Here is a 16,629-nt window from a genome sequence, read left to right on the forward strand (position 1 = left end):
CGCCAGCCCCTGGCCGGCAAACCCTACGTCGGCCATCTTCTACCGGACCAGGACGATCACGACCGCTACCAGCTCGAAGCCGGTACCCGACTCGTACGCCGGCTCGCTTCCGCGATCCGCGAACTCACCCGTGGACAGCATCGCCGCCCGGATCGCCGCACGCGGTGCCGCCCACCGCTTCAACCGGACGCCGGACTTCCCCGCGCGCGAGTCGGCACTGTACGCGGAGGTGGTGGTGATCCTGCGCGGCATGGGCGTGCCCCTCCTCGTTATCGGCACAACCACCGCACTCGCCGGTGTGATTGCTGAGCGGATAGCGGCCTACGTGACCGCCGGGCTCGGTAGCGTCGCCCCTGATCCGGAATCCGCGCGTACGCAAGGAGCACCACCGTCGTGAACGACGAGATTTGGACGAAGATCCACCAGCTCGTGCAGTGGCTGGACGAGAAGGACAACGCGACGCCGGCACAAGCGCGGCTGCTGCGTCTGCTCAAGGTCCAGGAGGAGGTCGGCGAGGTGGCACAGGCCGCGATGGGCGCTGTTTCCGCCAACCCTCGCAAGGGACGCAGCCACACGTGGGAGGACGTCCAGAACGAGCTGTGCGACGTAGTGCTCAGCAGTATGGTCGCGTTGGCGACCCTCACCCCCGACGCGGCGAAGGTCTTCGAAGAGCGGGTGAGCATCATCACCGACCGGTCACTGGCATAGCCGAGACGGGCCCGTCTCACCGGCGGCTCGCAGCCTTTCTTCGGGGTGCGGCCCCGGTCATACCCCGACCTGGGCGGCACCCCATTCCCCCAGGCAGTCGAGGAACCGCGCGTCGTGTCCATGTCCCGTATCGCCTTCGAGCAGCTTCCCGCCGAGGTCCGGTGGGCCGTCGGCGACAAGGCCGGCACTGTCCAGCAGGCGGTGACCGCGCCCGGCGGCATGAACTCCGGCATCGCCTCCGTCCTCGAAACGGATAGCGGTCCGGTCTTCGTGAAGGGCATCCCGGCCGACCATCCCCAAGTGGGTGCACAGCGCCGTGAGGCGGCGGTGGCCGCGCACCTGCCCTCCTCCTGCCCACGCCTCTACTGGCACCTGGAACTCGACGGCTGGAGCCTCCTCGGCTACGAGGTGATCGACGGCCGCCACGCCGACTACACCCCCGGCTCCCCGGACCTGCCCCTCGTGGAAGCAGCGCTCACCGAGCTGCAAGGGATCACGGCACCGGCCGACGTCGACATCAAGCGGGCCGTGGACCGTTGGGCGGAGTACGCGCCACCTGGCACGTTGCAGCACTTCGACGCTGACGCTCTGCTGCACACGGACTTCGCCCCGGACAACGTCCTGATCACCGAAGGGCAAGCCCGGCTCGTCGACTGGGCATGGCCGACGCGCGGCGCCGCATGGATCGACCCGGGCGCCCTGGCGCTCCGCCTTATGGAGGCCGGCCACCTGGTCGAGGCCGCGATCGAATACGCCGGCCACTTCCCGTCGTGGCGCAGCGCACCGCCCGAAGCACTCGCGGCGTTCGGCACGGCGACCGCATCCCTGTGGCGGGAGATCGCCGAACAGGACCACACTCCATGGAAGCGGGCGATGGCGGCCCAGGCGACGACGCTGGCACGCGCCCTGGACGCGAACCGGTAGCCGCGCACGACCCTACGGCCCACGTCCACGGCTGATCCCTTCGCCGGGGGCGCCTGGCGACGCGAGCACATCCGTGCCCCCGGCATGGGTGTGCCCCGGCCATCCGAAGACGACCAGGGCACCGAAACCACAGGTCAGCGACCCCTCAGAGGGATCGACCCCGTAGGCCGTGTGGGACTCGAACCCACAACCAATGGATGAAAAGTCCCGGCCAGAGCATGCCAGGGGGTGGTGGATGGTGGGCGGCCATCCGAAAGCCGCAGCTCAGAGGGCAGCAGATTGTCGACGGGTCCGGTGAGAAGAGCCGCGTGCCAGCACGTCCGCTCACGCATCGCTCACGCAGGTACCGCCAGGGAGACGACTCGGTACGTACCGCCGCTGACTTTCCAGCAGAACTCTCGTGGCCTACCTATCCGGCAAGAGCCAGGACGTTCTGCAGTAGTGATTGGAGGAGCAGCGGTGGCTCTGATGTGGTTGTACGTGCCGCCTCGCGGTACGTCGCGGCGTTCTTGCCAGCGAAGCCGTCTCCGTCGCGGACCATCTCCCGCTGCCGTTCAACCCACGCTGGCCAATGAGAGGTCAAGTGCCCCTCCAAGTGGTCATGGAAGATGGTGTACTCGCGTGTGGACTCATCAGCTGGCGTGCCGGTGGGCGTGCCGCCCAGGTAGCCGAGCAGATTGGTATTGTCCAGCATGCTCCGCCGCACGGCACCGTCGATCTTGCGCAGCGCGTCTGCTAGCTCTTTATCTTCAAGGTTCGGCTGCAGTCCCTCTCGCTTCCGCTCCTCCATTCCGGCGTCACCATCGAAGACCGTGTAGCAGCGTACGTTCAGCGCGCGCAGAATTGCGTGGCAAAGCATCAATTTGCTCTTTCTTCCAGCGCTGACAATATGAATCCCCTGGGCGCCGAGGGGACATGGGCGGTCGATGAAGGCCCGCGCTAGCCGGCTGGTGTCCTGAGTCGCTAATTCGTCTGCAGTACGCGGCAAGGGTGTCGAGGATGTCATCGGCGGTCTTCGTCCAGACGAACGGCTTGGGGTTCTTGTTCCCTTCGTTGATCCAGCCGCGGATGTCCCGTTCCAGTTCGGTGACGCTGCGGTGGGCCGAGCGGCGGAGTTTGCGGCAGGTCAGTTCGGCGAACCAGCGTTCGACGAGGTTGAGCCAGGATGCCGAGGTGGGAGTGAAGTGCAGGTGAAAGCGGGGGTGTCGCAGCAGCCATTTCTTGACCGGCTCGGTCTTGTGGGTGGCGTAGTTGTCCAGGACCAGGTGGAGGTCGAGGTGTTGGGGGACGGCGGCGTCGATGACCTTCAGGAAGCGGAGGAACTCCTGGTGGCGGTGGCGGCGTTAGTGCTGGGCTATGACCGATCCGGAGGCGATGTCCAGGGCGGCGAACAGGCTGGTCGTGCCGTGCCGGACGTAGTCGTGGGTCATCTTTGCCGGCACGGTGGGGGACATCGGCAGCACGGGCTGGGTCCGGTCCAGGGCCTGTATCTGCGACGTCTCGTCCACTGCCAGGACCAGGGCGTTCTCCGGCGGGGACAGATAGATGCCCACCACGTCGCGGACCTTGGTCACGAACTGCGGGTCGGTCGACAGCTTCCAGGTCTCGACGATGTGGGGCTTGAGGCCGAATGCCCGCCAGATCCGCGAGACGGCCGACTGCGACATGCCGGCCGCCTGGGCCATCGACCGCGTCGACCAGTGCGAATCACCTATCGCCGGCGTCTGGCCGAGCGTTCTGGCGACCAGGGCTTCGACCTGCTCATCCGTGATCTTCCGCGGCGCCCCCGAACGCGGCCGGTCCACCAGGCCCTCCAGCCGGTCCGCGTCGAACCGGGACCGCCACTTACGAACCGTCTCCCGAGAGACACCCAGATCATCCGCAACCCGCGCATTCGACAGGCCCTCCGCGCACGCCAGCACGATCCTCGACCGCAACACCAGCGCCTGAGAGGCGGTCTGCTTGCACAACCAGCCCCACAAAATACGGCGTTCGTGATCGGACAGCTCCAGCGGCAACGGCTTCGGACCAGGCACCGGCCCACTCCACAACCGCAAGCAAACTAGCGACTCAGGACACTAGCTCGGGTGAGCCGCCGTCGTGGCCGGCAACGGCATCACCCTGCGGCGGCCCCCGGGCGGAGACCAGGCCTGACATCGGTCGGCGGATCGGCCCGGGCGGCACCGGCCGGAGCCAACGGCCGGGCTCCGATGGTCACTTGACGGCCGTCCCAACCGAACCCGGGCGGGCGGCTCACCGGCACCGGCTGACTACGGCTGGGTGTGCAGCGGGGCGTGGGTGGTCTCGAAGAGCCGCTCACCCGCGCATTGGAGGGTGAGGTTGCCCAGCGGAGTCGGCAGATCACGGGCCTTGTCCCGGCGGTGGTTCTGGTCCAGCACCCACTGGACGCGGTCCACGCGGCGGGCCTGGAAGGCGGCGAGGGCCGCTGTGAAGCGGTCTCCCTCCCCCGTTCCTCCCCCCACTTCCTGCTTCTCGCTCTCGCCGAGCAGTTCCTGGAGGACCACGGCGTCCTCCAGCGCCATGGCTCCGCCCTTGGTCGCGCTGGGGAAGCAGGCGTGCGCGGCGTCGCCGACGAGGACGGTGTGCGGGCGAGTCCAGTCCGCGCCGACGCTCTCGTACAGCGCCGCGAAATAGGCGACCGCGCCCTGCTCCAGCAACTCGGCGACCGGTCCGGCGAAATCGGCGAAGGTCACCGTCCCGTCGGCGTCCACGCCGGTCACCTCGGCGTTGAAACGGACCTCCGTACCGCCCGTCGCCGTACACAGCACCTCATGCAGGTCGTTGCGGCCGATCGCCAGGCAGTCGCCGCCGTGGCCCCAGATCCGGCTGACGTCGAACTCGGCGAGCGCGCGGACCGCGTTCGCCAGGAGGTACAGGCCGGCGCCCGACGCCTGCCAATCGGCGCGGCGCTCCACGACCTCCACCGCGAACCCGCGGTCGGTCGGGCACGGACCAGCGCCAGCCCGGAGATTCCGGCGCCAACAATCAGGACACGAGACTTTTCCAAGGTGGGAATTCCTTGTCGGTGTGCGAATGACGAGACGTCACGAGTGACGTGTCGAGATTTCTGACTGCCGGCAAAGGAAAGGGCCGATGCCGGACAGACGACGTCGCCTCCGTGCGCACTGCCGACCAGCCGTCCCACCCTGTCGAAGCGCCGAGAGGGCACCCTCGCGGGGCGGTTGGGGGGATACCCCCATCCTCGATTCACCGGGACGCCGGAGGGTGATCGGTGGTCGATCTTCCTACCGTGGAACTCGGCGCACACCAACCGCGCCATGGGACTTCAAGGAGGCTCTCCGATATGCGAAGCAGCGTACTTCGGTGCATTCAGGTCGTGACAACGAGTGCCGTACTGGCGGGTGTCGCGCTCGCCCCGGTCGCGGCGCAGGCGTCGACGGCACACGCACGGACGCCGAACGCGTTGCAGAGGCAGGTGAACGCGATATCGAGTACCGGCACGGTGGGCGTGCTGGCCGAGTCGACCGGCCCCGGCGGACGGCGGTACGCCACGGCCGGAACCGCCGACCCCACCACCGGAGCACCCGTACGCCCGGCCGACACGTTCCGGATCGGCAGCTCGACCAAGACGTTCGTCGCCACGGTGATGCTGCAACTCGTCGGCGAGGGGCGGGTGTCGCTGAACGACACGGTGGACCATTGGCTGCCGGGCGTGGTGTCGGGAAACGGGAACGACGGACGCAATATCACCGTACGGCAACTGCTCCAGCACACCGGCGGGTTGTACGACTACACGGACGACCTCCCCGCGATCGCGTCGACGGCGAACTTCCAGGCGGACCGATTCAAGCACACCAATCCGGAACAGCTCGTGGCCATCGCCATGCGGCACAAGCCGTACTTCGCGCCCGGCACCAACTGGCATTACTCCAACACGGATTACATCCTTGCCGGCATGATCATCCAGCGGGCCACCGGCAACACCTGGGGGCACGAGGTGCAACAGCGGATCATCGAGCCGCTCGGCCTTCGGCACACCAAGGTGCCGGGCGACGACCCCTACCTGCACGGCCCGCACCTGGAGGGCTACTCGAACTTCGGCTCCGGACCGGCGATCAACGTCACCGACGTGAACATGAGTCGGGGTGGAGCGGCGGGCGAACTGGTCAGCACCGCCGCCGACCTCTCCCGGTTCTACCGGGCCCTCGTGGGCGGTCGGCTGCTGCCGCCCGCGCAGCTCGCGCAGATGCAGACCACGGTGCCGGTCAACGAGGACTTCAACACCGTCTGGCCGGGCGCGCGCTACGGGCTGGGCCTGATGTGGATTCCGCTGAAGTGCGGCGGCGGGTACTGGGGCCACGGCGGCGACGTCAACGGGTACAGCACCCGCGACGGTGTGTCGCCCGACGGGAAGCGGAGCGTCGTGGTCGAGGAGACCGGCGACGGCACCCTCGCGGGTCTGAAGACCGAGCACGCCATGGACAGCCTGGTCGCGCAGCAGCTCTGCGCTCCCCACTGGAAGTGACGACCCCTTCCGGGGCCCGGGAGACGGCCCCTTCCGGGCTTCGGGAGAAGAACCGGGCAAGACCTCCGCGGCCGTTCAGGGGACTCCGGCGGCCACTCCCGTAACCGGCAGGGGCCGGACGCATAGAGTGTGGTCCGACCGACGCCCGGGTGAGTGAGATGCCACGCCCGAGACCTCGGACCGGCGGCACCGCCGGGAACGAGCCGCAGCACCTCGGCGCCCATCGCGCCGATCATCCTCCGCTCCCCCACTCGCCAGAGTCTCGCCGGTCGATCTCGGCATACCCGGCATCGCGGTGCGATACGGGGTCGGGGCCGGCTGAAGTGACCCCTCGGGTTCCGACACTTCCGATTTATGCCGCGAGGTCCAGTCGTTGATGGCAGCGGAGCCTTGCCTGGTACGGCGTGATGTAGCCGATCGTCGAGTGGATCCGCTCCCTGGTGTAATGTTCCGCGATTCACCGGAAAACGTCCTGTCGAGCCATCGCCCTGCTGAGGTCACGAGCCGCTCCACCAGCCGCGCGCCCGCTCACGCAGCGCTCACGCACGAGCCCGAACACGGCTGTGCCCCGGCCGCCTTCAGGCTACCGGGGCACCATAACCGCAGGTCAGGGGCCCCCGGAGGGGGCTGACGCGGTAGGCCGTGTGGGACTCGAACCCACAACCAATGGATTAAAAGTCCACTGCTCTGCCAATTGAGCTAACGGCCCGCACACCGCAGCATAGCTGGGACCCGGGGGTGGGGCCGAGTCCGTATCGGGTGGGCGGGATGGGCGGGTCGGGGGCAGAGCGGTGGGGGCCGGGTTTCCCGTCCGGGCTGGATGCCCCCGCCCGGGCTTCGCCTGCGGACTCTGCGTATGCGTATCACTACCCCGCGCCCCGGCCAGGTGTGAGCGCCTCGTCCGCACGCGCCCCCCGCTGTCAGCCGGCGGGACCCTCCCCAGGCGCCGCCCCCGCCGTGCCCCGCGCCGCCAGGAGGGTGAGCAGCCCTCCTGCCGGGGCTGGCAGCACGGCGCCGCCGGGGCGACGGTCTCGGGCTGTACGGGAGCGGTGTCCGCGGGCGCGGAGCCCGACAGGGCGGCCGGGACGAGGCCGGGGCTCACGGCGATGGTGGTGGCCGCGGCGGCGAAGCCGCGAGCGAGCCCGCGTCGGGCACTCGGGTCCTTTCGGCCACAGCCCGGTGCTGTCCCAGCGCCGTAGGAACGACGAAACGGGCCCGTGGCCTGCGAACTTCCGCAGGCCACGGGCCCGTTGCCCGAATCGGTGCTACCGGTCAGCCGTTGCGCTTCCAGCGCGGCTTGCGGTCAGCGGCGGCGCCGTACGAGGACGGGCCGTTGTCGCGGCTGTAGGACGTCGCCGGACGGTCGCGGTCGCCGTACGAGGGGCGGCTACTGTCCCGGCGGTCGTCACGGTTGTACGCGGGCCGGGCGTCATTCCGGTTGTACGCGGGCCGGGAGTCGTTCCGGTTGGCGTACGAGGGGCGGCTGCTGTCGCGGCGGTCGTCACGGTTGTAGGCCGGACGGGCGTCGCGGCGGTCGTCGCGGCCACCGTAGGAGGACGTACCCGAGGTGGACGGACGGCGGTCGTCACGGTTGTACGAAGGACGCGCGTCGCGGCGCTCGTCACGGTTGTACGCGGGCCGGGCGTCACGGCGGTCATCGCGGTTGTACGCCGGGCGCGCGTCACGGCCCGCGTAGGACGAACCCGAGGTGGACGGACGGCGGTCGTCACGGTTGTAGGCCGGACGGCTGTCCCGGCGGTCGTCCCGGTTGTACGAAGGACGGTCGTCACGGTTGTACGCGGGCCGGTCGTCGCGGTTGTGCGACGGCCGGTCATCGCGGCGCCGGTCGAAGTTGCCCCGGTCGTCCCGGCGGTCACGGTCACGGTCGCCGTACGAGGGACGGTCGTCACGGCGCTGGTACGCCGGCTGCTGCTCCTCGCGCGGCTGCGGCACCGAAGCGGCGGCCACCTCGGCCGCGAGCTCGGCGGCCTTCGCCGCCACCGCCTCCTCCGGGTCCTCGCCGCGTTCGCGAGCCGAGCGGGCGGTCAACCGGTCGGCTTCCTCCCGCAGTTCGGCGGCACGGCGCTGAACCCTTTCCAACTGCCGGGTCAGCTCGGCGACTTCCCGCTCGGCCTGGACGGCGGCGTTCTGGAGCGCGTCGGCCTGGACATCGGTGAGTGAACGCGCGCCGGTGATCCGCGAGACATCCTCGTCGAAGGCGCCCGCGCCGCCGATGATGTGGCGCGAGGCGTCCACGCCCGCGTCCTCCATCAGCCGGAAGATCTGCTTGCGCTGGTGCGGCAGGGCCAGCGAGACGACCGTGCCGGACTCGCCCGCGCGGGCCGTACGGCCGGAGCGGTGCAGGTAGTCCTTGTGGTCGGCGGCCGGGTCCACGTTCAGCACCAGGCCGATGTTGTCGACGTGGATACCCCGGGCGGCCACATCGGTGGCGACCAGGACATTGACCCGGCCCGCCTTGAAGTCCTCAAGGGTGCGGGTGCGGGCGCCCTGGGTCATCCCGCCGTGCAGCGCGTCGGCCCGCACACCGGACTCGATGAGCTGCTCGGCCACCCGGTCCGCGCCCATCTGGGTACGGACGAAGATGATCGTGCGGCCCTTGCGGGCGGCGATGGCGGCGGTGACCGGGGCCTTGTCCTTCGGCTTCACGATCAGCACGTGGTGGCTCATGGTGGTCACCGCGCCCTGGGCGGCGTCCACTTCATGGGTGACCGGCTTGACCAGGTAACGCCTGACCAGGGTGTCGATCTCGTTCTCCAGGGTGGCGGAGAAGAGCAGTCGCTGGCCACCGGCCGGGATCAGGTCGAGGAGCTCGGTGACCTCGGGCAGGAAGCCCATGTCGGCCATCTGGTCGGCCTCGTCGAGCACCGCGATCTGCACCTGGTCGAGCGAGGCGGCGCCCCGGTTGATCAGGTCGCGCAGCCGGCCCGGGGTGGCGACCAGCACGTCGACGCCCCGCTCCAGGGCGTAGATCTGGTTCTGCATGGAGGTGCCGCCGCAGACGACCTTCATCTTCAGGCCGAGCACGTCACCGTAGGGCTGGAGCGCGTCGGCCACCTGCATGGCCAGCTCGCGGGTCGGGGTGAGGATGACGCCGCGGGGGTGCTTGCGCTCGGTACGGCCGCCGGAGAGCAGGGTCAGCAGCGGCAGACCGAAGGCGAGGGTCTTGCCGGAGCCGGTACGGCCGCGGCCCAGGATGTCCCGGCCGGCCAGCGCGTCCGGGATGGTGGCGGCCTGGATCGGGAAGGGGGTGACCACGCCGTTCTGGCTGAGCTTGCGGACGATCTCGTCCCGCAGGCCGAGGTCGGCGAAGGTGACGCCGGGGGTCTCGGTCTCAGCGTCGGTGGTGGCGTCGGCGAGTTCGGCGTCGAGCGCGTCATCGCCCAGGTCGAGCACGTCGGCCAGGTCGAGCACGTCGGCGGCGTCGATCACATCGGTCGCCTCAATGGCGTCGGTCGCCTCGATGGCGTCGGTGGTAGCGCTGGTGGTGGCGTCGGCGGCGTTCACGGGCATGGCGGAACGGTCGGCACTGTCAAGGGACATGCGGAAGCTAAACCTCTCGAAGACTTACGGCACGCGCCAGCTCCGCAGGTTGCTTACAACCGCCTCAATGCGGTCAGCCACAGGAGAAAAGGAACGCGCCAGGGGCGCGTATCAATTAAGGCGCCAGGACACAGGAACGATCTACCAGTATACGCATACGGTCCTACTTTTGCCAATCACCTCCGTAGATCACCCGTGACCAGGCGTTTCGGCGAACTTCAGTCCTCGCCCGCACCGGGACCCGGCGTACCGCCGCCGGGGTCGGGGCTGGCGCTCTGGCTCGGCGGGTCGGTGGGCGGGGTGGTGGTCGGCTCCGCGGGCGCGGAGCTCGCGGGCGGCGCCTGGGTGGGCGAAGCCTGAGCCGTCGGCTGGGGCACGGTGGCGCCGCCGCCCCTCGGCGACGGCGGTACGGTCCGGCGGGTCGGCTTCCCCGTCGCGCCGGCGCTGGCCGAGGCGGAAGCGGAAGCGCCGGGCGAGGCCGGGACACCTGACGCGGTCGGCGACGGCGACATCCCGTTCTTCCCGGCGGGGCGGGCACCCGCGGGGAAGAACCGGCCGGTGCTCGACCCGTCCGCGACGCTGCCGACGCTGGCCGGGGTACGGCTCGGCGCCTTCGGCCCGGGCTCGCTCCCCGCGCTGACGCAGGCGGCGACCCCCGTGGCCACCAGGGCGACGAGCATGGCGGAGCGGACCCCGGCGGTACGGATTCGGGCGGTACGGGAGCTGCGACTGCTGTCGCCATTCTGCGGTGCGGGCATGTGCGGGGACCTCGGGCGGCTCGGTGGGGGATGCCTACGCGGGGCGTACGCAGCCGGTCTCGCGCTGTCCAACGCCGCCGCCACCCGCCAGGACACGCCCAAGCCTGTGGTCGCACCTGCGTACGGGTGACCACCGGAGGGCGCGGTTGACGAGGGGCGGCGCGTCGAGCGGCGGGCGGGCCGGCACCCGCCGCCGAGGCGGGGACCCCAGGCCGCCCCCTCAGCCGTATCCCAGCCCGTGCAGCCGCTCGTCGTCGATGCCGAAGTGGTGGGCGATCTCGTGCACGACGGTGATCTCCGTCTCCGCGACGGCCTCCTCCCGGCTCGCGCACATCCGCAGGGTGGGCCCGCGGTAGATCGTGATCCGGTCGGGCAGCACCCCGGCGTACCACTCCCCGCGCTCCGTCAACGGCGTCCCCTCGTAAAGCCCCAGCAGGTCGGGGTCGCCGGGGGCGGGCTCGTCCTCGACGAAGACGGCCACGTTGTCCATCAGGCGGGTCAGCTCGGCCGGGATCCGGTCGAGCGCCTCGCCCACCAGTTCCTCGAACTCCTCGCGGGTCATCTCCAGCACCTCACCATTGTCCCGGTAATGCCCCGACAAAGCCCGGGCGGCGTCCCGGCCCGGCGCCTGCCGGGGAGCCGCGAAACCGTTTTGCCGAACCTCCGGCCGATCCCCTATGCTTCACGCGTCCCCGACGTGCGCCGACGGCGCCCACGGTCGGCCGCCCGCCCTCATCGTCTAGTGGCCCAGGACGCCGCCCTTTCAAGGCGGTAGCACGGGTTCGAATCCCGTTGGGGGTACCACCGCGTTCCGCGCCGCCCTCGGGCCGGCGCGCTGCCGTTACGTCCCTTGCGCCAGTTTGCCCCGGTCACACCTCCGTCCGAGGCTTCGCGTCGCCGCCTCAGACGCGGGCGGCGAGCGCCTTCAGCAGAGCTTCGGCGGCGGCTTCGCCCGAAGCGGGGTTCTGGCCGGTGACGAGGTTGCCGTCGACCACGACATAGGGAGCCCAGGCGGGGCCGGACTCGAACTGGGCGCCCGAGTGGCGCAGGCGCTCTTCGAGCAGCCAGACCGCGTTGGCGTCCAGGCCCACCTGCCGCTCCTCCTCATCGGTGAAGGCGGTGAGCCGGCGGCCCTTGAAGAGCCAGCTCCCGTCGGGGTTCCCGGCCGACATGAAGCTCGCGGGGCCGTGGCAGAGGGACGCGACCACCTTGCCGGCGTCGGGCAGCATCGCGGCGAGGATCCGGGCGACATCCTCGTTCACCGCCAGGTCCTGCATCGGTCCATGGCCGCCGGGGATGAGGACCGCGTCGAAGTCGGCGGGGTCGATGTCCTCCAGGCGGGCCGGGGAGTCGAGCAGGTCCTTCACCTCGGCGAGGTAGCCGCGCAGGTCCGCCACCTTGGCGGTGTCACCGCCGTTCGCCTCGGGGTTGAGGCTGTTCTCGTCCACGACGGCCGCCCGCCCGCCGGGGGTCGCGATGGTGAGGTCGGTCCCGGCGCCGGCCAGGATCCGGTGCGGCACGACGAACTCCTCGCCCCAGAAGCCGGTGGGGTGCTGGCTGCCGTCCTTCAGGCTCCAGCGGGTGGCGCCGGTCAACACGATGAGTACCGAGGTCATGGTTCCTCCTGTAGATGAATATGCAGCGAGCGTAGCACCGTAGATCACAACTTTTGGCCTTGAGGGTGCGGCAATGTGATGACCGTATTCACTTTGCTGCCAACATCCCTCACCGTGATCCGTGAGGTAGCATCGCCGCACGGGCACCTGCGACGCATACGTCGAGGGGCACGAAAGGCACGAGAGGCACCGGAGGCGTGAGGGAGGTGAGGGGACGGATGGCGGACGAGGAACAGTGCGCACCCGGTGTGTGCGAGAGCTCGGACCTGATCCTGAGCTTCGTCAACACTCGGCCGCTCACGGACAAGCACCCCGATTTGCTGGGCGACCAGGCCGGGCTGACCGAGTGGCTGACCACGGCCCGCCTCGCCGACCCGGCCGTGGTGGCCACCAACGCGGACGCGGTGGCGGCGCGTGAGCTGCGGGACGCGTTCGTGACGATGCTGCGATCTCATGTCGGCTGCGAGGACGGGCCGGCGGCCGAGGCCGAGGCGTATCTGTGGCGTACCGCCGAGCGTTATCCGCTGACCCCCCGGATCGACGCCGACGGCTGCACTCTCGTGCCATCCCAGTCCGGGGTGCCGGGCGCGTTCGGCTCGCTCTTCGCGGCGGTGGCCGATATCGCCGCCCGGGGGGCCTGGTCCCGGCTGAAGACGTGCAAGAACCCCACCTGCTACAGCGGGTTCTTCGACAAGACCCGCAACTCCTCCGGTCTCTACTGCGGGTCGGTGTGCGGCTCGCGGATGTCGATGCGGGCCTACCGGAGCCGGCTCAAGGAGAGCTGACCGGCGGCGGGCGCGCGGGGCCCGGGGCGCGGCAGGGCGGCGAGCGCGGGCTCGGCGGCCGGTACGGGCCGGTGGCGGGCGCCCGGGGTGGCGGCGAGCGCGCGGGGCGGCGGCCGGGCTCAGTCGCGGAGGAAGGAACGGAGCCCGCGGGAGATCCGTCGCTTCACCACCACGATCAGCGTGATCATGACCACCAGCACGACCGCGGTGATCCCCAGACCCAGCCAGAGACTCCCCAGCCCCGAACTCGATCCATAGCCCCGGCCGGAGCGGGACGTCACCCCGTGGTGGATGCGGCTTCGGTGGCTGTGATGGACGATGTGCGACGCAAGAAGTCCCCCGATCCTCATAGGGCGGATGGTAGGTGAGCGGCCGCGCACCGGCCGGGCAGGCGGGGAAAGCTACGCCACCTGCACCGACCGGCGGCATGACACCGACGTACCCGAGGTGCGGGGCCGCGGAGATCCGCGGCCCCGCGGCGGTGCCGTCCCGAGAGCCGACTGCCGGCCGCTAACCAGATGCACGACTACCAGATGGTGGTCGCGGCGGTCGCGGGTCCGTACCGGTAGTCGCCGGTGAACTCGGCGGATATCTCCGTACGCCCGGTGACCCGGTAGCCGACGGCCAGATTGCCGTGCGCGTCGACCGTGGCCGTCTTCAGCAGCGTCTTCATGCCGCCGTCCGGCTGCGCGTAGACCGACAGGGTGCGGCCGTTGTAGGTGGTGCCGAGGTGCGCGGTGATCTTCGCGGTGGCGCCGTTGGGGTAGTGGGTGGCGTTGGTGGTCACGGTGACGGTCGTCGCCGAGCGGGAGACGTCGACCTCGTGGTTGGAGACGGCGGCCACATGGCTGACATCCCCGGCGTACGCGGCCTTGTAGTTGTTGATCCCGCCGATCTGCGGGGTGTCGGCGAAGGAGAACGTGCCGTCGGCGGCCGCCCGGACATCCGGCAGGCTGGTCGTCCCCGAGGCGTCCACCCGGCTGATCTTGACGCTCTGGCCGGGGGCGAAGGGGGCGTCGGGGGAGGAGGTGAGCGAGCCGGTGATCGTCACCACGGAGCCGCGGGGCGCGTCGGCGGGGCCGTCGAGCGGCACTTGGGCCGGCGCCTTGCCGACCGGGATGAGGACGCGCTCGGTGTCCTCGGCGTGGCCGGAGTCGCCCGCGTACGTCACCGTGTAGGTGTGATCACCGCTCACCGTGGGCGTGTCGGTGACCTCGAAGCTGCCGTCGGCCGCCACGGCGACGTCCGCGAGCGGGACGCCGTCCGGGCCGGCCGGGTCGGTACGGGTGACGTGCAGCACCTGCCCGGCGGCGTACGGATCGTCGGAGGTGAGCTGCCCGGTGAGGGTGAGCGGCAGATACGGGTAACCGAAGCCGTACTCCGGGCCGTGCACGGTGAGCCGGCTGGCCGCCTTGAGCGGCTCGGGGACCACGTGCAGCTCGACCACGCCGTTGTAGGCGTCGTCGGTGACGCCGAAGAGCCGGCTGCCGTCCGGATCCCACGCCAGTCCGGCGTCGGGCAGGGTGAGGTAGCCGTCATCGGACGAGACGTCGAAGCTGTGCAGCGGCGTGGTGGTGCCCGGCCGGAAGACGAAGAGGTCCGGCGTGGCGTACGAGACCCCCGCGGCGATGGTGCCGTCGGGCGCCACGGCCACCGATGAGGCGCTGTACGCGGTGGCGAGCTGTCCGTCCGGCGACAGGTCGGTCAGCTTGAACACCTGGTGGTAGGGCGCGTGGGCAGCCACCACGACATCCTTGCCGTCCGGGGTGATCGCCAGGTCTTCGAGGCCGGGGCCGCCGTCGGCCTGGGACGCGGTGGTCACCGGGACGCCCGAGGAGACGTCGTAGACCTTCAGCGTGGCTCTGGAGGTGTCGACCTCGCCCGCGACCAGGGTGCCGGGCACCGCCGGATCGCTCGCCAGCAGCGGCGCCGCGTACCAGAGCCCGCCGTCCAGCGAGACGGTCGGCCGCGGTCCCTCGACGTCGATCGAGCCGATGCCGCCCTGCCCCTGGGATCCATAGCCGAACCAGAGCAGACCGCCCGCGTACGCCAGATAGTGCGGGTCGTCCTGCGGACCGCTCCCGGTGGAGTAGCGCGCGGTCTCGGTGAGGGTGGCGGTGTCCACCGCCGACACGGCGTCGCTGCCGGGCAGCGCCACATAGAGGGTCCCGCCGTCGGGCGACAGCGCCATGGAGGTGGCGCCGCTCTCGTCATCGACGGTCCCCACCTGGGCGCCGTCGAGATCGGCGACGGCGATATCGGTGCTGTCCGGACCTCCGCTGACGAAGACGTGGCCGTGCGAGGCGTCCACCACCAGATGCGAGTAACCGGGCAGATCGAGTTGGTGCGGGGCATCGGCCCACGCTGTCCCGGCACTGCCGACTCCCTGGGCGATCCCGGCCAGGACGGCAAGAGCCGTCAGGGCCGAGGTTCTGGAGAAGCGCATCAAAATCCCCCCGCGGATCGAACTGATCTCGAACAGGAGAGACGCTACCGGCGGGGTCCGACATCGGCCTCGACCGTGACGGGCAGGGCCCGGCTACGGCTACGGCAAAGCGTCGGCCGGGAACGCGAACCGGCCCGGGGGAGGTACCCCGGGCCGGTCGTGGTGCGGTCATCACACCATCACAAGAACCTCACGCGCCGAGCGTCACGCGCTGGCCGTCGTGATCTGCCCCGCGCCGCTGTCCTTCAGCCACTGCGTCCAGGACAGGTTGTAGTCCGCGTAGCCGTTGTCGCCGGGGGCCTTGCCGCGCGGGGTGCCGGTGATCGTGACCGGGTCACCCTGCTTGACGAAGTTGTAGTACCACTTGGCGTCCGCCATCGACAGGTGCACACAACCGTGCGAGCCGACGCTGTGCCCCGGGTACGGGTCACCGGTGGAGTAGTGGATGTACGTGCCCGAATTGGTCAGGTGCACATCCCACGGCAGGGTCAGGTCGTAGTAGTCGGGGCTGCCCTTGTCACAGCTGATGCCGACGCTGCACGAGGTCATCCGGACCTTGGCCGACTTGTCGATGACGGCCATCGTGCCGTCCCACGACGGCCAGGTGGGGCTGCCCGCGTCGATCGGCAGCGTCTTGATCACCGCGCCGTTGTGCGTGACCTTCATGGTGTGCGTCTTGGCGTTCACCAGGGTCTCGTTGTCGTCGCCGATCGAGAACGTGTGGTGGTAGTCGTGGACGCCGAACCGGCCGTTGCCGTTCGGCACATTGATCATGTTCGCGTCGACGGTGACCTTCGTGCCGGCCTTCCAGAACGTCTGGGGCCTGAAGTCCACCCGGGTGCTGCTGAACCAGTGCCACGCGCCGGTCACCGGCACGGACGTGCTGATCTTCATGTGCTGCTCGATGCCCGCCCGGGCCGACTGGGCCACCGGGTTGCTGAACACCACCGACACCGGCATCGCCACGCCCACCGTGGTCCCGGTGGCCGGCGTGATCGTGTCGAGCAGCATCGCCGGCTTGGGCTTCGGCTTCGGGGTCGGCTTGGGGGTGGCCGACGGCTTCGCCGGGGCGCCGGCCGACGCCGACACCTTCCCGTCGTCGGCGGACGCCGAGTTCGCCTTCTTGTCCCCACCGCACGCACTGGTGCCGGCTAGCACCGCACCGGCCAACAGTGCGATGCCTATGCTGGTCCTGACCCGACTCATGCGTGTGCTCCGCTCGTATCCCGTTCCGCTGACGCCCTACGTACGTACAACGCCTACCCCGACCCCGGCGGTTGCACGTTCTCCGTAAAGCGGAGGCCAAACGTCCTCATGGTGGCGG

At 70.1% G+C, this 16,629-nt stretch carries 15 protein-coding genes, 2 tRNA genes and 1 pseudogene; 8 read left to right on the top strand and 10 right to left on the bottom strand.

Translation table 11 applies throughout. From position 1 onward, the window contains the following. Window positions 1–130: 130 nt before the first annotated feature. From OG519_RS14250 to OG519_RS14260, 3 genes are all read left to right on the top strand, one after another. On the top strand, window positions 131–397 hold the full coding sequence (locus tag OG519_RS14250) for a hypothetical protein (RefSeq protein ID WP_405583212.1): 267 nt from the start codon (window positions 131–133) through the stop codon (window positions 395–397). Beyond that, the gene (locus OG519_RS14255; protein WP_405583214.1) at window positions 394–708 is read left to right on the top strand and encodes a MazG-like family protein; all 315 of its coding nucleotides are present in this window, start codon (window positions 394–396) and stop codon (window positions 706–708) included. Before OG519_RS14250 ends, OG519_RS14255 begins: the two co-directional genes overlap by 4 nt. 120 nt (window positions 709–828) lie before the next feature. Next, on the top strand, window positions 829–1,632 hold the full coding sequence (locus OG519_RS14260; protein WP_405592726.1) for an aminoglycoside phosphotransferase: 804 nt from the start codon (window positions 829–831) through the stop codon (window positions 1,630–1,632). A gap of 409 nt (window positions 1,633–2,041) precedes the next feature. Here the strand turns inward: OG519_RS14260 and OG519_RS14265 are convergent, their stop codons facing one another. The 3 genes and pseudogenes from OG519_RS14265 to OG519_RS14275 all read right to left on the bottom strand — a co-directional run bounded on the left by OG519_RS14265 (window position 2,042) and on the right by OG519_RS14275 (window position 4,568). After that, window positions 2,042–2,638, bottom strand: a complete 597-nt coding sequence (locus OG519_RS14265; RefSeq protein ID WP_405583216.1) for a TOPRIM nucleotidyl transferase/hydrolase domain-containing protein — start codon at window positions 2,636–2,638, stop codon at window positions 2,042–2,044. Next, window positions 2,610–3,668 (bottom strand): annotated as a pseudogene (locus tag OG519_RS14270) (IS630 family transposase); the annotation flags it as partial. The pseudogene OG519_RS14270 and the gene OG519_RS14265, both read right to left, overlap by 29 nt. A gap of 234 nt (window positions 3,669–3,902) precedes the next feature. Continuing rightward, window positions 3,903–4,568 carry a hypothetical protein gene (locus OG519_RS14275; protein ID WP_405583217.1) on the bottom strand — a complete coding sequence of 222 codons (666 nt, stop codon included), beginning with the start codon at window positions 4,566–4,568 and terminating at the stop codon, window positions 3,903–3,905. 422 nt (window positions 4,569–4,990) lie between these two features. Between OG519_RS14275 and OG519_RS14280 the strand changes: the two genes are divergently transcribed. Then, window positions 4,991–6,139 (top strand): serine hydrolase domain-containing protein, encoded by a 1,149-nt coding sequence (locus OG519_RS14280; protein ID WP_405583219.1) that lies wholly within the window; start codon window positions 4,991–4,993, stop codon window positions 6,137–6,139. A gap of 636 nt (window positions 6,140–6,775) precedes the next feature. Here OG519_RS14280 and OG519_RS14285 read toward each other — a convergent pair. Continuing rightward, window positions 6,776–6,848: transfer RNA gene (locus tag OG519_RS14285), tRNA-Lys, on the bottom strand. 563 nt (window positions 6,849–7,411) lie between these two features. Beyond that, the gene (locus OG519_RS14290; protein WP_405583221.1) at window positions 7,412–9,670 is read right to left on the bottom strand and encodes a DEAD/DEAH box helicase; all 2,259 of its coding nucleotides are present in this window, start codon (window positions 9,668–9,670) and stop codon (window positions 7,412–7,414) included. A 225-nt stretch (window positions 9,671–9,895) separates the two neighbouring features. On the opposite strand from OG519_RS14290, the gene OG519_RS14295 reads away from it, so the two are divergent. Both OG519_RS14295 and OG519_RS14300 read left to right on the top strand, forming a co-directional pair. Beyond that, on the top strand, window positions 9,896–10,060 hold the full coding sequence (locus OG519_RS14295; protein WP_405583223.1) for a hypothetical protein: 165 nt from the start codon (window positions 9,896–9,898) through the stop codon (window positions 10,058–10,060). Between the two features lie 18 nt (window positions 10,061–10,078). Next, window positions 10,079–10,588: a hypothetical protein gene (locus OG519_RS14300; RefSeq protein ID WP_405583225.1), complete on the top strand. Its 510-nt coding sequence runs from the start codon at window positions 10,079–10,081 to the stop codon at window positions 10,586–10,588. Window positions 10,589–10,678: 90 nt separating this feature from the next. Here OG519_RS14300 and OG519_RS14305 read toward each other — a convergent pair whose 3' ends face one another. Beyond that, window positions 10,679–11,029, bottom strand: coding sequence for a metallopeptidase family protein (locus tag OG519_RS14305; protein ID WP_405583227.1), 351 nt, complete (start codon window positions 11,027–11,029; stop codon window positions 10,679–10,681). Window positions 11,030–11,186: 157 nt separating this feature from the next. Between OG519_RS14305 and OG519_RS14310 the strand changes: the two genes are divergently transcribed. Beyond that, window positions 11,187–11,262 (top strand) — tRNA-Glu (locus OG519_RS14310). Window positions 11,263–11,360: 98 nt separating this feature from the next. Here the strand turns inward: OG519_RS14310 and OG519_RS14315 are convergent. Continuing rightward, a complete protein-coding gene (locus OG519_RS14315; RefSeq protein WP_405583229.1) occupies window positions 11,361–12,074 on the bottom strand; it encodes a type 1 glutamine amidotransferase domain-containing protein in 714 nt (237 codons plus the stop codon). Between the two features lie 218 nt (window positions 12,075–12,292). Between OG519_RS14315 and OG519_RS14320 the strand changes: the two genes are divergently transcribed. After that, complete coding sequence (locus OG519_RS14320; protein WP_405583231.1) at window positions 12,293–12,859, top strand: CGNR zinc finger domain-containing protein; 567 nt, start codon at window positions 12,293–12,295, stop codon at window positions 12,857–12,859. A gap of 119 nt (window positions 12,860–12,978) precedes the next feature. Here OG519_RS14320 and OG519_RS14325 read toward each other — a convergent pair whose 3' ends face one another. The 3 genes from OG519_RS14325 to OG519_RS14335 all read right to left on the bottom strand — a co-directional run bounded on the left by OG519_RS14325 (window position 12,979) and on the right by OG519_RS14335 (window position 16,511). Continuing rightward, window positions 12,979–13,209 carry a hypothetical protein gene (locus OG519_RS14325; RefSeq protein WP_405583233.1) on the bottom strand — a complete coding sequence of 77 codons (231 nt, stop codon included), beginning with the start codon at window positions 13,207–13,209 and terminating at the stop codon, window positions 12,979–12,981. 176 nt (window positions 13,210–13,385) lie between these two features. After that, on the bottom strand, window positions 13,386–15,305 hold the full coding sequence (locus tag OG519_RS14330; RefSeq protein ID WP_405583235.1) for an Ig-like domain repeat protein: 1,920 nt from the start codon (window positions 15,303–15,305) through the stop codon (window positions 13,386–13,388). Between the two features lie 204 nt (window positions 15,306–15,509). Continuing rightward, window positions 15,510–16,511: an Ig-like domain-containing protein gene (locus tag OG519_RS14335; protein ID WP_405583237.1), complete on the bottom strand. Its 1,002-nt coding sequence runs from the start codon at window positions 16,509–16,511 to the stop codon at window positions 15,510–15,512. Between the last annotated feature and the right edge of the window lie 118 nt (window positions 16,512–16,629).

Source organism: Streptomyces sp. NBC_01190 (assembly GCF_045039895.1).
Taxonomy (GTDB): Bacteria; Actinomycetota; Actinomycetes; order Streptomycetales; family Streptomycetaceae; genus Actinacidiphila.

Bases quoted from the DNA above. Each gene is read 5' to 3' on its own strand.
- OG519_RS14260 (WP_405592726.1), top strand. From the start codon at position 829: ATGTCCCGTATCGCCTTCGAGCAGCTTCCCGCCGAGGTCCGGTGGGCC.
- OG519_RS14265 (WP_405583216.1), bottom strand. From the start codon at position 2,638: ATGACATCCTCGACACCCTTGCCGCGTACTGCAGACGAATTAGCGACT.
- OG519_RS14290 (WP_405583221.1), bottom strand. From the start codon at position 9,670: ATGCCCGTGAACGCCGCCGACGCCACCACCAGCGCTACCACCGACGCC.
- OG519_RS14315 (WP_405583229.1), bottom strand. From the start codon at position 12,074: ATGACCTCGGTACTCATCGTGTTGACCGGCGCCACCCGCTGGAGCCTG.
- OG519_RS14320 (WP_405583231.1), top strand. From the start codon at position 12,293: ATGGCGGACGAGGAACAGTGCGCACCCGGTGTGTGCGAGAGCTCGGAC.
- OG519_RS14325 (WP_405583233.1), bottom strand. From the start codon at position 13,209: ATGAGGATCGGGGGACTTCTTGCGTCGCACATCGTCCATCACAGCCAC.
- OG519_RS14330 (WP_405583235.1), bottom strand. From the start codon at position 15,305: ATGCGCTTCTCCAGAACCTCGGCCCTGACGGCTCTTGCCGTCCTGGCC.
- OG519_RS14335 (WP_405583237.1), bottom strand. From the start codon at position 16,511: ATGAGTCGGGTCAGGACCAGCATAGGCATCGCACTGTTGGCCGGTGCG.